Source organism: Streptomyces bambusae (genome assembly GCF_019400985.1).
GTDB classification, from domain to species: Bacteria; Actinomycetota; Actinomycetes; order Streptomycetales; family Streptomycetaceae; genus Streptomyces; species Streptomyces bambusae_A.
Genome location: NZ_WTFF01000042.1, coordinates 1 through 13,518 on the forward strand (window position 1 = coordinate 1; position 13,518 = coordinate 13,518).

Below are 13,518 nucleotides of genomic sequence, written 5' to 3' on the forward strand. Positions count from 1 at the left end.
GCCTAGCGGCGTGAGCTCGCCATGACCGGGCGCGGCCGCGGCCGGCCCGGCAGGGCCAGAGCCGGCGCCCCGCGCAGCAGGGTCCGCGCCCGGCACGGACGGCACGGGCGGTGCGATCTCGTAGGCGGGGCCGACGGCCGCGGGCGCGGGGCCGGTGTCATTGGGCAGGGGCGTCGGGAGGGATGGTCCCGAGGCGGGTCCCGAGGTGGGAGCAGTGTGTGGGTCGGACGTCGTCATGCGTGGCTCCGCCCCCCGTTCCGTGCCCTCGCGGCTGCCTGCCCGTACTTTACGGCCCGTTCGCGGCGGCTGGCCTCGGCCGGGCCCTACCCACGGGTAGAGCGGTCTGGCAAGCTGCGCGCATGACTTCCCCCGCCGCCGATCGGGCCCGCTACGACAAGGCCACCGCCCATCTCGACGCGCCCCTGGCCGTCGTGGACCTCGACGCGTTCGACGCGAACGCGGACGACCTGGTGCGCCGGGCCGGGGGCAAGCCCGTCCGGGTCGCCAGCAAGTCCGTACGGTGCCGGGCGCTGCTGGAACGGGTGCTGGCCCGGCCCGGCTTCGCGGGGATCATGTCGTACACGCTGGCCGAGTCGCTCTGGCTGGCCCGGTCCGGCTTCGAGGACGTCCTGCTGGCCTACCCGTCCGCCGACCGCCGCGGCTTCGCCGAGCTGGCCTGCGACCCCAAGCTCGCCGCCGCCGTCACCGTCATGGTGGACGACCAGTCGCAGCTGGAGCTGATCGACCGGGCCCGCGACGGCGGCCGCCAGGAGATCCGGGTCTGCCTCGAACTCGACACCTCCTTGCACCTGTTGGCCGGCATGGTCCGCTTCGGGGCCCGCCGCTCGCCGGTCCGCGAGCCGGCCGAGCTGGCCGCGCTGGCCCGTGCGGTGACCGCCCGGCCCGGCTTCCGGGTGGTCGGGCTGATGGGGTACGAGGGCCACATCGCCGGGGTCGGCGACTCCGTGGCCGGCCACCCGCTGCGCTCCCAGGCGATACGGCTGATGCAGCGCACGGCCCGTACCGAGCTGGCCGTGCGCCGTGCGCAGGCGGTGCGGGCGGTCCGCGAGGTGGTCCCGGACCTGGAGTTCGTCAACGGCGGCGGCACCGGCAGCGTCCAGCAGACCGCCGCCGAGGACGCGGTCACGGAGATCGCGGCCGGGTCGGGGCTGTACGTGCCCCGGCTGTTCGACCACTACAGCTCCTTCCGCGGGCGCCCGGCCGCGCTCTTCGCGCAGCCGGTGGTACGCCGGCCCGGCGTGGGCGTGGTGACCGTGCTCGGCGGCGGCTACCCGGCCTCGGGCGCCGCGGGCCCCGACCGGCTGCCCGTCCCGTACCTGCCGCAGGGGCTGCGCTACGACCGCAAGGAGGGGGCCGGCGAGGTCCAGACCCCGCTGATCGGCGCCCCGGCCGACGACCTGCTGATCGGCGACCGGGTGTGGTTCCGGCACGCCAAGGCGGGCGAGCTGTGCGAGCGGTTCGACGAGCTGCACCTGGTCCGGGGCGACCGGGTCACGGACACCGTCCCGACGTACCGGGGCGAGGGCCGCACCTTCCTCTGACCGCACCTTCCTCCGGAAGGCCCGCCCCCCGATGTCACAGACCGCCCGGCCGTCTCGTCTCATGTGTCGCAGGCGGACTCCGTAAACGGGAACGGGGCCGCGATCGGGAGGGCGGGGAGCATGCGGGTGTTCGAGGACGGGCGGTTCGGGGCCCGGGGTGGTGCGGCGGCCGGCGGCGGCGACGCGGGAGCCGGCAGGACGCGGACCGAGGAGTTCGTGGAGCTGCGGCCGCTGCTGTTCTCGATCGCCTACCGGATCCTGGGCACCGTGAGCGAGGCCGAGGACGCGGTCCAGGAGACCTGGCTGCGCTACGAGGCCTCCGCCACGCGCCCGGCGTCGGTCAAGGCCTTCCTCTCGGCCACGGTGACCCGGATCGCGATCGACGTGCTGCGCTCGGCCCGCGTCCGGCGGGAGAGCTACGTCGGCCAGTGGCTGCCCGAGCCGCTGCTCACCGACCCCTACGAGGACCCGGCGCGCTCGGCGGAGCTGGCCGACTCGGTGTCGATGGCGGCCCTGCTGCTGCTGGAGCGGCTCAGCCCGCTGGAGCGGGCTGTCTTCGTGCTGCGGGAGGTGTTCGCCTTCGGCTTTCCCGAGGTCGCCTCGGCGGTGGGGCGCTCGGAGGCGGCCTGCCGCCAGCTCGCGGTGCGGGCGCGGCGGCACATGGAGGCGGGCCGGCCGCGCTTCGAGGCGGACCGCCGGGAGCGGGACGAGCTGGCGGCGCGGTTCTTCGACGCGCTCCGGGAGGGCGACGTCGACGCCCTGCGGGAGCTGCTCGCCGCCGACGTCCAGCTGGTCGGGGACGGCGGCGGGAAGGCCCCGGCGCTGGCCCGGAGCGTCGTGGGCACCGACAACGTGGCCCGGCTGCTGGCCGCGTTCTTCCCGCTGCTCATGCGGATCGAGGTGACGCTGGAGCCGTGCGAGGTCAACGGCCTGCCGGGCGCGGTCCTGCGCGACCGGCACGGCCGGGTGGCGAACACCTGGGCCCTCGACGTGCTGGACGGGCGGATCCAGGCGATCCACACGGTGGCCAACCCCGACAAGCTCGGGCACGTGGGACCGGTGGCGGACGCCTGGGAGCTCCAGCGCGAGGCCATGCGGGCCCGGCGGTCCCAGGGCCCGTCCCACTGACCGTCCTTCCCACTGACCGTCCTTCCGCTGAACAGGAAGGCGCGGCGCGGGAAAAGCGCGGCAGCCGGACGTCGTCACGACGCCCGGCTGCCGGGTGGGGGGAGATCTTCGCCCGGTGCGGCGGGCGCCGGGGGCCTACAGCGGGGTGACGTACGCGCCCGAGATGCCGCCGTCGACCAGGAAGTCGGTGGCGTTGATGAAGGAGGAGTCGTCGCTGGCGAGGAAGGCCACGGCGGCCGCGATCTCCTCGGCCTCGGCGAACCGGCCGAGCGGGATGTGCACCAGGCGGCGGGCGGCCCGCTCCGGGTCCTTGGCGAACAGCTCCTGCAGGAGCGGGGTGTTGACCGGGCCGGGGCACAGGGCGTTGACCCGGATGCCCTCGCGGGCGAACTGCACGCCGAGCTCGCGGGACATGGCCAGCACGCCGCCCTTGGAGGCGGTGTAGGAGATCTGGGAGGTGGCCGCGCCCATGATCGCCACGAAGGAGGCGGTGTTGATGATCGAGCCGCGGCCCTGGCGCTGCATGTAGGGCAGGGCGGCCTTGCAGCACAGGTAGACGGAGGTGAGGTTGACGTCCTGGACCCGCTTCCACGCCTCCAGGCCGGTGGTGAGGATGGAGTCGTCGTCCGGCGGGGAGATGCCGGCGTTGTTGAAGGCGATGTCGACGGAGCCGTAGGTGTCGAAGGCCGTACGGAACAGGGCCTCGACCTCCTCGGGGTCGGTGACGTCGACCTTGACGAAGGTGCCGCCGACCTCTTCGGCGGCGGCCTTGCCGGCCTTCTCGTCGATGTCGCCGCAGACGACGTTCGCGCCCTCGGAGGCCAGGCGGCGCGCGGTGGCGAGGCCGATGCCGCTGCCGGCTCCGGTGATGACGGCGGTACGGCCGACCAGGCGGCGGCAGACGATCTCCGCGGGCTCTGCGGTCTCTGCGGTCTCTTCGGTGGGCTGACGGGACATGGGTTTCTAGGCCTCCGTGCTGATGAAGACGTTCTTGGTCTCGGTGAATGCGGTGAGGGCGTCGGGTCCGAGCTCGCGGCCGAGCCCGGACTGCTTGTAGCCGCCGAAGGGGGTCCAGTAGCGGACGCTGCTGTGGGAGTTGACGGAGAGGTTGCCGGCGGCGACGGCCCGCGAGACCCGGATCGCGCGGCCGACGTCGCGGGTCCAGATGGAGCCGGAGAGCCCGTACTCGGTGGCGTTGGCCAGGGCCACCGCCTCGGCCTCGTCCTCGAAGGGCAGGACGACGGCCACGGGGCCGAAGACCTCCTCCGCGGCGACCGGCGCGGTGGGGGCGACGCCGGTGACCACGGTGGGCGGGTACCAGAAGCCGGGTCCCTCGGGGGCGGTGCCGCGGATCGCGGTCAGGCCGTCGGGGACGTAGGAGCGGACGCGGTCCAGCTGCGCCCGCGAGATCAGCGGGCCCATCTGGGTCTTCTCGTCGGCGGGGTCGCCGACGCGCACGCCCTCGATGCCGGGCGCGAGCAGCTCCAGGAAGCGGTCGTAGGCGCTGCGCTGGACCAGGATGCGGGTGCGGGCGCAGCAGTCCTGGCCGGTGTTGTCGAGGAAGGACATCGGTGCCGCGGCGGCCGCGGCGTCGAGGTCGGCGTCGGCGAAGACGATGTTGGGGCTCTTGCCGCCGAGCTCCAGGGTCACCCGCTTCACCCGGTCCGCGCACTTGGCCATGATCTGCTTGCCGACCCGGGTGGAGCCGGTGAAGACGATCTTCGCTACGCCGGGGTGTTCGACCAGGGCGTCGCCGGCGACCGGCCCGGTGCCGGGGAGCACCTGGAAGAGGTGCTCGGGGATCCCGGCTTCGAGGGCGAGTCCGGCCAGCCGCAGTGCCGTGAGGGGGGTGGTCTCGGCGGGCTTGAGGATGACGGCGTTGCCGGCGGCGAGGGCGGGTGCCAGGCCCCAGGCGGCGATCGGCATCGGGAAGTTCCAGGGGGCGATCACGCCGATGACGCCGAGGGGTTCGAGGAAGGTGACGTCGAGCCCGCCGGGTACGGGGATCTGCCGGCCCGAGAGCCGCTCGACGCCGCCGGCGGCGAAGTCGAGCAGGTCGCGGACGTTGCCGGCCTCCCAGCGGGCGTTGCCCACGGTGTGCCCGGCCTCGCGGACCTCCAGCTGGGCGAGCTCCTCGATGTGGCCGTCGACCACGGAGGCGAAGCGGCGCAGCAGCCGGGCGCGGTCGGCGGGGGCGGCCGCGGCCCAGGTGCGCTGGGCCGCGGCGGCCCGCGCGACGGCGGCGTCGACGTCGTCCCGTGTGGCGGCCGGGACGAGGGCGACGAGTTCTTCGGTGGCCGGGTTGAGCACTTCCAGGGCGACGGGGTCCGGCGCATCGGACACGGGGGGCCTCACAGACGTTCGAAGGAGCGGCGCAGTTCCCAGTCGGTCACCGCGGAGTCGTAGGCGTCGAGTTCGACGCGGGCCATGTTGCGGTAGTGGGCGACCACCTCGGGGCCGAAGGCGGCCTTGGCGATCTCGCTGTTCTCCCAGAGTTCGGCGGCCTCGCGCAGGGTGGCGGGGACGTGGGCGTAGTCGCCGGTGTAGGCGTTGCCGGGGCAGGGCTCGGGCAGTTCCAGGCGGTTCTCGATGCCGTAGAGGCCGGCCGCGACCAGGCCGGCGACGGCGAGGTGGGGGTTGACGTCGCCGCCGGGGAGGCGGTTCTCGAAGCGCATGGAGCGGCCGTGGCCGACCACCCGCAGGGCGCAGGTCCGGTTGTCCGCTCCCCAGGCGACGGCGGTGGGGGCGAAGGATCCGGGCCGGAAGCGCTTGTACGAGTTGATGTTCGGGGCGTAGAGAAGGGAGAAGTCGCGCAGCGCGGCGAGCTGCCCGGCCAGGAAGTGGCGCATGGTGTCCGACATCCCGCCCGGGCCGTCCCCGGCCATCACGTTGTGCCCGTCGGCATCGGTGAGCGAGAGGTGGATGTGGCAGGAGTTGCCCTCGCGCTCGTCGAACTTGGCCATGAAGGTCAGCGAGACGCCCTCCTGGGCGGCGATCTCCTTGGCCCCGGTCTTGTAGATGGCGTGCTGGTCGCAGGTGACCAGGGCCTCGTCGTAGCGGAAGGCGATCTCGTGCTGGCCGAGGTTGCACTCGCCCTTGGCGGACTCCACGGTCAGCCCCGCGCCGGCCATCTCGTTGCGGATGCGGCGCAGCAGGGGCTCGATGCGGCCGGTGCCGAGGATCGAGTAGTCGATGTTGTACTGGTTGGCGGGGGTCAGGCCGCGGTAGTGCGCGTTCCAGGCCTGCTCGTAGGTGTTCTGGAAGACCATGAACTCCAGCTCGGTGCCGACCTGGGCGGTGAACCCGTGCTCGGCGAGGCGCTCCAGCTGGCGGCGCAGGATCTGGCGGGGGGCGGCGACGACGGGGCTGCCGTCGTTCCAGGCGAGGTCCGCCAGCAGCATGGCGGTGCCCTCGTTCCACGGGACGCGGCGCAGGGTGGCGAGGTCGGGGAGCATGGCGAAGTCGCCGTAGCCCCGGTCCCAGGAGGACATCTCGTAGCCGTCGACGGTGTTCATGTCGGTGTCGACGGCGAGGAGGTAGTTGCAGCCCTCGGTGCCGTGGGACAGGACCTCGTCCAGGAAGAACGGTGCGGCGAACCGCTTGCCCTGGAGCCGCCCCTGCATGTCGGGGAAGGCCAGGACGACTGTGTCGATCTCACCGCTCGCGACGAGGACACGGAGCTCCTCGGGCGTGAGCGGCGGCGTGCGGTCTACCACGGGATTCTCTCCTTCGGTGAGCCGAGTACGCCTAAGGTATTGAACAGAACCATTGCTTGGGAAGGGGAGGGGCCGATATGTCGAACACGGCCGGCGAGGGCGGTACGGGCACGGGGGCGCCTCCGTGGGCGTCCCCCCGGGCGGAGGAGTCCGGCCCGGACAGCTGGGGGAGGCTGAATCCCGTGCTGCGCCAGGTACGGGCGGGCAACGGCTTCGAGGAGGCCCTGGAGCAGATCCTCCAGGTGGTCCGCCTGGGCCTGGTGCCCGCCGGCGAACGGCTGCCGCCGGAGCGCGAGCTGGCGGAGCGGATGGGCATCAGCCGGGTGACCCTGCGCGAGGTGCTCAAGGTGCTCCAGGACCAGGGCCTGGTGGAGGCGCGGCGCGGCCGGTACGGCGGAACGTTCGTGCTGGCCCGGCCCGACACCCCGGCCGGGGGCGCGGAGGAGGAGCTGCGCCGCCGGGTCGCGGCGGTGGACATCGAGGACGTCCTGCGCTTCCGCGAGGTGCTGGAAGTGGGCGCGGCGGGCCTGTGCGCCTCCCACGGGCTGACCCCGGACGGGCGCGAGCGGCTGCTGGCGGCGCTCGCCGCCACCCACGACGCGCCGCTGGCCGACTACCGGCGCCAGGACACCCTCTTCCACCTGGCCCTGTGCGAGCTCGCCGGCTCCGCCACCCTGACGGCCCAGTACGCGGCGGTCCGGGCCACGGTGAACGACCTGCTGGACTGCATCCCGCTGCTGGTGCGCAACCTGGAGCACTCCCAGCAGCAGCACACCGTGCTGGTGGAGGCGGTGCTGGAACAGGACGCCGAGGCGGCCCGCGCGGTGATGCGGGAGCACTGCTGCGGCACGGCGGCGCTGCTGCGTGGCTTCCTCACGTGACGGCCGGGCGGGGCGGCGGGCCGGCGGCGGGCCGGGGACGGGCCACCGGCCGGACCTGGCGCCCGCGCCCGCCCGCCGCGCAGGCCGACGTAACCGCGGTTTAACGCACAGGTCTTGCGCGCTCCCCCCTCGACAGGCAAAGGTACGCGGCAAAACCATTGCCCTGAGGCAGGAGCGCACATGGCCGACGACATCGAGGCACGCCCCGCAACCGTGCCCGCCCCCGCACCGTCGCCCGAGGGCGACGCCGGCTACCTCGAACGCCGCACCCTGCGCCGCGGCTCCGCGGGCTGGCTGCTGCTCACCGGCCTCGGCGTCGCGTACGTCGTCTCCGGGGACTTCTCCGGCTGGAACGTCGGCCTGAAGGAGGGCGGCTTCGGCGGACTCGCCATCGCCACCGCCCTGATGGGCGCCATGTACGCCTGCCTGGTCTTCTCCCTCGCCGAGCTGTCCGCGATCCTGCCCACCGCCGGCGGCGGCTACGGCTTCGCCCGGCGTGCGCTCGGCCCGTGGGGCGGGTTCCTGACCGGCACCGCGATCCTCATCGAGTACATCCTCGCGCCCGCCGCGATCGTCATCTTCATCGGCGACTACGTCGAGTCGCTCGGCCTCTTCGGCCTCACCTCCGGCTGGCCCGTCTACCTGGCCTGCTTCGTCGTCTTCATCGGCATCCACCTGTGGGGCGTGGGCGAGGCCCTGCGCTTCTCGCTGGTCGTCACGGCCGTCGCGGTCGCCGCCCTGCTGGTCTTCGCCGTCGGAGCCTTCACCGAATTCGACGCCGCCAAACTCGACGACATCCCGGTCGACCCCACCGCCTTCGGCGCCGGCTCCTGGCTGCCGCTCGGCATCCTCGGCATCTGGGCGGCGTTCCCCTTCGGCATGTGGTTCTTCCTCGGCGTGGAGGGCGTACCGCTGGCGGCCGAAGAGGCCAAGGACCCGGTGCGCTCGATGCCGAAGGCGCTGTCCATCGCCATGGGCGTCCTGGTCCTGCTCGCGCTCGTCACCTTCCTCGCCTCGACCGGTGCGCGCGGCGCCGACGCCGTCAAGGAGGCCGGCAACCCGCTCGTGGTCGCGCTGGACGGAGCCGACGGGCTGTCCTGGCTGAAGACCTTCGTCAACTACGCGGGCCTGGCAGGGCTGGTGGCCTCGTTCTTCTCCCTCATCTACGCGGGCTCGCGCCAGCTGTTCGCCCTCTCCCGGGCCGGCTACCTGCCCCGCTTCCTGTCCCTGACCTCGCAGCGCAAGGCCCCGTACCTGGGCCTGCTGATCCCCGGCGCGATCGGCTTCGCGCTGGCCGCCGCCACCGGGAACGGGCCGCGCATGCTCAACATCGCGGTGTTCGGCGCGACCATCTCGTACGCCCTGATGGCCCTGTCGCACATCGTGCTGCGCCGCCGGGAGCCGAACCTGCCGCGGCCGTACCGCACTCCGGGCGGGGTCGCCACGTCGACGGTGGCCTTCGTACTGGCCCTGTCGGCCCTGGTCGCCACCTTCCTGGTGGACATCGTCGCCGCATTCATCGCACTGGCCGTGTACGCCGCCGCGCTCGCCTACTTCGCGCTCTACAGTCGGCACCGGCTGGTCGCCTCCGCCCCCGAGGAGGAGTTCGCCGCGCTGGCGGCGGCCGAGGCCGAACTGACCCGCGACTGACCGCACTTCCCCCCCCCCCCGCCCCGCCCCCCGCTCCGTTCCGGCACACACCCGTGGAGGTCACCGCCGTGCCCAGGCCGCTCATCGGCATCACCACCTACGTGGAGGAGTCCACCCGCTACGGCGTGTGGGACGTCCCCACGGTCCTCACCCCGACCGGCTACCACCGGCTGGTCCAGGCGGCGGGCGGCGCGGCCGTGCTGCTCCCGCCGGACGAGCCGGAGTCGGCGGCGGAGGTGCTGAGCCGGGTGGACGGCCTGGTCGTGGCGGGGGGTCCGGACGTGGACCCGGCCCGCTACGGCGCCCCGCGCGACCCGCGCACCGGGGCGCCGGCCACGGAGCGGGACACCTGGGAACTGGCCCTGCTCGGGGCCGCACTGGAGACCGGCATGCCGGTGCTCGGCATCTGCCGGGGCATGCAGGCGCTGAACGTGGCCCTGGGCGGCACGCTGATCCAGCACCTGGACGGGCACGTCGAGGCGCCCGGCGTGATGTCCTGGCACCCGGTCGGCCCGGTCGCGGGCACCCGGTACGCCGCGCTGGTGCCGGAGGAGGCGGAGGTCCCGACGTACCACCACCAGGCCGTCGACCGCCTGGGCCGCGGCCTGATCGCCTCGGCGTACGCGGCCGACGGCACGGTCGAGGCGGTCGAGCTGCCCGATCCGGACCGCTGGGTCATGGGCGTGCAGTGGCACCCGGAGCGCGACAAGGACACCCGCGTGATGGGCGCCATGGTCGACGCGGCGGCGGCCCGCACGGCAATCGCCGTGACCTGAGCCGCGGGACGCTGTCGGGGGCTCCGCCCCCGGACCCCCGCGCCTCAAACGCCGGCGGGGCTGGAAATGGCTGGGCCCCCGGGGCTGGATCGTGCCCCGTCAGGGGCGCGGGGAACTGCGCGACCAGCCACAACGGACGGCAAGGGGCGGGGTCCGGGGCGGCAGCCCCGGTTACGGGAAGGGGCGGGGTGGGGAAGAGGCCCCGCCCCGCGTCAGCGAAAGCAGGTCGCGCGCCGGCCCCGCCGGGCGCGTACCGGCGGGCCAGACCGCGCGGAGCGCACGCCGCAGCACCGCGTCCGCGACCGGCACCTCGACCAGCCGCCGCCCGCCGAGCTCGTCCACCACCGCCAGCTCCGACAGCACGCACGGCCCGGCCCCGCTGACCGCCGCCGCCTTCACGGCGGTCGTCGAGGCCAGCTCCAGCAGGGGCTCGGCCAGTCCCCCGTGCCCGGCCAGGGCCGCGTCCAGGACCTGCCGGGTGCCCGACCCCCGCTCCCGCAGCACCAGCGGGGTGCGGGCCAGTTCGGCCGCCGGCACGGGGGCGGAGCGGCGGGCCCACGGGTGGCCGGGGGCGACCGCGACGACCAGCCGGTCCTGGGCGATCACGGCCGAGGAGAGCCCGTCGGGCACCGACACGCCTTCCACGAAGCCCAGGTCGGCCTCGTGCGCGAGCACCCTGGCGGCGACCAGGGCCGAGTTCCCGGCCTGGAGCGAGACCGCGGTGCCCGGCCGGTCCGCGCGCAGGGCGATGAGCCAGCCGGGCAGCAGGTACTCCGCGATGGTCATGCTGGCCGCCACCCGCAGCCGGGAGTCCCGCCGCCCGCGCAGCGCCTGCGCGCCCGCGTCGAAGGCCTCGGCCGCCTCCACGACGCGCTGCGCCCAGTCCGTGACCAGCGCGCCCTCGGCGGTCAGCGTCGAGCCGCGCGGCGAGCGGTCCACCAGCGCCACCCCCAGCCGCGCCTCCATCGCCCGGATCCGGCTGCTGGCCGCGGGCTGGGTGATGCCCAGCGCGCGGGCGGCCGCCCCCAGGCTGCCGAGCCGGGCCACGGCCAGCAGCAGTTCCAGGGCGCCCAGGTCGGGCACCCGGTGGGCCAGGGGCACGCTCACATCGCTCATAAGAACAGTTTATGACCCCATAGGAGGACGACCTCTACGGCGGCCGGCGCCCCGGCGCGAGGGTTGAGGGCATGGCCACCGTCGCCGAGACCCGGCACCCCGAACACCTCCACACCCGCGCCTTCGACCTGCCCACCCCGCAGCGTCGGCGCCTCCCGGCCCTACGACACCTGGGCCCGAACTGGTACGCCTGCGTGATGGGCACGGCCGTCGTCGCCACCGCCGGCGCGTCCTTCCCGTACGCCGTACCCGGCCTGCACACCGTCTGCCAGGCGGTCTGGGCGCTCTCCGCCGCCACCCTCGCCGTGGTGCTCACCGCCCGCGCCGGCCACTGGCTGCACCACCGCGACCAGGCCCGCGCCCACCTGCTCGACCCGGCCGTCGCCCCGTTCTACGGCTGTCTGGCCATGGCCCTGCTGGCGGTCGGCGGCGCCACCATGGCCGTCGGCAAGGAGCTGATCGGCGAGGGCGCCGCGGTCGCCGTGGGCGCCGTGCTCTTCACCGCCGGCACCGCAGTCGGGCTGGCCGCCGCCGTCGCCGTCCCGTACCTGATGGTCGTCCGGCACAAGGTCGAGGCCTCCCAGGCGAGCCCCGTCTGGCTGCTGCCGGTGGTGAGCCCGATGGTCTCCGCCGCCGTCGGCCCGCTGCTCGTCCCGCACCTGCCCGCCGGCCAGCCCCGCGAGACCCTGCTGCTGGCCTGCTACGCCATGTTCGGCATCAGCCTGCTGGCCACCCTGACGATGCTGCCGCTGATCCTCGGCCGGCTGATCGTCGGCGGACCGCTGCCGCTCACCCTGACCCCGACCCTGTTCCTGGTGCTCGGCCCCATGGGCCAGTCCGTCACCGCGGCGGGCCAGCTCGCCGACCAGGCCCACGGCTCCGTCGGCGCCCCGTACGCGGACGGCCTCGCCGCCTTCGCCGTGGTCTACGGGGTGCCGGTCATCGGTTTCGCCCTGCTGTGGCTGGCGCTGGCCGCGGCGATGGTGGTCCGGGCGGCCCGGGCGGGTATGCCGTTCGCGATGACCTGGTGGGCGTTCACCTTCCCCGTCGGCACCTGCGTCACCGCCGCCGAGGGCCTGGCGCGGCACACCGGTCTGGCCGCCTTCGGCTGGCTCGCGGCGGCGCTGTTCGCCCTGCTGGTGGCGGCCTGGCTGACCGCCGCCGCCCGCACCCTGCGCGGCCTGGCCGCCGGCCGGCTCCTGGCCGCCCCGCGCTGAAACCCCCCGGCCCCGGCACCCCCGGCCCCGGCACCCCGGGTCCGTACCGCCGCTACGCCGCTACGGCGCCACGGGCCGGGACCGCGCCTCGCCGAGCGCCTGCGCCAGCACCTGCGGAGCCTCGACCAGCGAGGGCCCGTACCAGGTCAGGTGGCGGCCGCTGACCAGGGCGGCCGGGATGCCGGGGAAGGCCTCGGGCCCGTCGTCGGCGGTGAAGCGGTAGGGCTCGTCGGGCAGCACCACCAGGTCGCAGCCGGAGGCGGCCAGCTCCTCGGCCGGCACCCGCGGGTACCGCTCGGGGTGGCAGCCGTACGCGTTGACCACGCCCAGCCGGGCGAGCAGGTCCCCGGCGAAGGTGTCACGGCCCAGCACCATCCACGGCCGCCGCCACACCGGGACGAAGGCCCGCCGCACGGCCGCCGGCTCCACCCGCGCCCACGCCCTCTCGGCGTCCGCCAGCCAGCCCGGGCGCGCCAGCCCCAGCGCGCCGGTCAGCAGCCGGTCGAGCTCGGCGAACGCCTGCCGCAGGTCGCGGATCCCGGTCACCAGCACCGGCAGCCCCGCCGCGCGCAGCGCCGCCAGGTCCGCCTCCCGGTTCTCCTCCTCGTTGGCGACCACCAGGTCGGGTCGCAGCGCCACGATCGCCGGCACGTCGGGGTTCTTCGTCCCGCCGATGCGTACGGCGTCCAGCCCGGCCGGGTGCGTGCACCAGTCGGTGACGCCCACGAGCAGTCCGGGCGGCGCGCTGTGCGCCACCGCCTCGGTCAGCGACGGCACCAGGGAGACGACCCGCGGGCCCACGGCGCTCACCGGCCGGGGTCGGGCGGCTCGGACGTGGCGTGGATGTGGTCGCCCACCGCGACCACCAGGATCCGGGTGTCCTCGGTGACCGACCGCCACCGGTGGCGCACCCCTCCGGACAGGAACAGCGCGTCGCCGCACTCCAGCCGGTAGGCCCGCCCCTCGGCCTCGACCTGGCAGGCGCCGGAGACGACGTACATCAGCTCGTCGTTGCGGTGCTGGTACTCGCGTCCGGCGTCCTGGTCGCCGGTGAACTCCAGGGCGTGCAGCTGGTGGTGCCCGCGGACCAGCGGGCGCACCCCGGCCGCCGGCTCCAGCCCGGAGTCGTCGGCGGCCCGTACGAGGTCGACGGTGCGCGCGGTGTCGGACGCCTCCAGGAGCTCGACGGCCGTGGTGTCCAGCGCGTCGGCGACCCGCTCCAGCGAGCGCATGCTCGGCCGGGCCCGCTCGTTCTCTATCTGGCTGAGGAAGGGCACCGAGAGGCCGCTGCGTGCCGAGACGGCGGCGAGGGTGAGGCCCAGGGCCCGGCGGCGCTTGCGCACGGCCACTCCCACCCGAAGCGGTTCCTTGACGTCCTTGTCCTTTTCCTTGTCGTCCATGTCGGGGCTGCCCTCCCCTTGTCCGGCGCACATGGGTGTGCTGTAAGCACCTTACGCAGCATCCACCCCCGG

12 protein-coding genes are annotated in these 13,518 nt (G+C 74.6%); 6 read left to right on the forward strand and 6 right to left on the reverse strand.

What is annotated here, in order from left to right; translation table 11 throughout:
• Window positions 1–359: 359 nt before the first annotated feature.
• Both GPJ59_RS09030 and GPJ59_RS09035 read left to right on the forward strand, forming a co-directional pair.
• Window positions 360–1,562, forward strand: a complete 1,203-nt coding sequence (locus GPJ59_RS09030; RefSeq protein ID WP_219665949.1) for an amino acid deaminase/aldolase — start codon at window positions 360–362, stop codon at window positions 1,560–1,562.
• Between the two features lie 120 nt (window positions 1,563–1,682).
• Window positions 1,683–2,690 (forward strand): RNA polymerase sigma-70 factor, encoded by a 1,008-nt coding sequence (locus GPJ59_RS09035; RefSeq protein WP_219665950.1) that lies wholly within the window; start codon window positions 1,683–1,685, stop codon window positions 2,688–2,690.
• Between the two features lie 135 nt (window positions 2,691–2,825).
• On the opposite strand, the gene GPJ59_RS09040 is transcribed toward GPJ59_RS09035, so the two are convergent.
• From GPJ59_RS09040 to GPJ59_RS09050, 3 genes are read right to left on the reverse strand one after another with little or no spacing between them, the layout of a single operon-like run.
• A complete protein-coding gene (locus GPJ59_RS09040) occupies window positions 2,826–3,647 on the reverse strand; it encodes a 3-oxoacyl-ACP reductase (protein WP_219665951.1) in 822 nt (273 codons plus the stop codon).
• 6 nt (window positions 3,648–3,653) lie between these two features.
• Window positions 3,654–5,033, reverse strand: a complete 1,380-nt coding sequence (locus GPJ59_RS09045) for an aldehyde dehydrogenase family protein (protein ID WP_219665952.1) — start codon at window positions 5,031–5,033, stop codon at window positions 3,654–3,656.
• An 8-nt stretch (window positions 5,034–5,041) separates the two neighbouring features.
• Window positions 5,042–6,406 (reverse strand): glutamine synthetase family protein, encoded by a 1,365-nt coding sequence (locus GPJ59_RS09050; RefSeq protein ID WP_219665953.1) that lies wholly within the window; start codon window positions 6,404–6,406, stop codon window positions 5,042–5,044.
• Window positions 6,407–6,483: 77 nt separating this feature from the next.
• Here GPJ59_RS09050 and GPJ59_RS09055 point away from each other — a divergent pair, with 77 nt between their 5' ends.
• From GPJ59_RS09055 to GPJ59_RS09065, 3 genes are all read left to right on the forward strand, one after another.
• Window positions 6,484–7,287, forward strand: coding sequence for a FadR/GntR family transcriptional regulator (locus GPJ59_RS09055; RefSeq protein WP_258024099.1), 804 nt, complete (start codon window positions 6,484–6,486; stop codon window positions 7,285–7,287).
• A 180-nt stretch (window positions 7,288–7,467) separates the two neighbouring features.
• On the forward strand, window positions 7,468–8,937 hold the full coding sequence (gene eat, locus GPJ59_RS09060) for an ethanolamine permease (RefSeq protein WP_219665954.1): 1,470 nt from the start codon (window positions 7,468–7,470) through the stop codon (window positions 8,935–8,937).
• 68 nt (window positions 8,938–9,005) lie between these two features.
• Window positions 9,006–9,713, forward strand: a complete 708-nt coding sequence (locus GPJ59_RS09065) for a gamma-glutamyl-gamma-aminobutyrate hydrolase family protein (RefSeq protein WP_219665955.1) — start codon at window positions 9,006–9,008, stop codon at window positions 9,711–9,713.
• A 171-nt stretch (window positions 9,714–9,884) separates the two neighbouring features.
• On the opposite strand, the gene GPJ59_RS09070 is transcribed toward GPJ59_RS09065, so the two are convergent.
• On the reverse strand, window positions 9,885–10,829 hold the full coding sequence (locus GPJ59_RS09070) for a LysR family transcriptional regulator (RefSeq protein WP_219665956.1): 945 nt from the start codon (window positions 10,827–10,829) through the stop codon (window positions 9,885–9,887).
• Window positions 10,830–10,900: 71 nt separating this feature from the next.
• Here GPJ59_RS09070 and GPJ59_RS09075 point away from each other — a divergent pair, with 71 nt between their 5' ends.
• The gene (locus GPJ59_RS09075) at window positions 10,901–12,046 is read left to right on the forward strand and encodes a TDT family transporter (protein WP_219665957.1); all 1,146 of its coding nucleotides are present in this window, start codon (window positions 10,901–10,903) and stop codon (window positions 12,044–12,046) included.
• Between the two features lie 60 nt (window positions 12,047–12,106).
• Here the strand turns inward: GPJ59_RS09075 and GPJ59_RS09080 are convergent, their stop codons facing one another.
• Both GPJ59_RS09080 and GPJ59_RS09085 read right to left on the reverse strand, forming a co-directional pair.
• Entirely contained in the window at window positions 12,107–12,856 is a 750-nt protein-coding gene (locus GPJ59_RS09080; protein ID WP_308120204.1) for a helical backbone metal receptor, read from the reverse strand.
• A complete protein-coding gene (locus GPJ59_RS09085; RefSeq protein WP_219665958.1) occupies window positions 12,853–13,446 on the reverse strand; it encodes a helix-turn-helix domain-containing protein in 594 nt (197 codons plus the stop codon). Before GPJ59_RS09085 ends, GPJ59_RS09080 begins: the two co-directional genes overlap by 4 nt.
• Window positions 13,447–13,518: the final 72 nt, after the last annotated feature.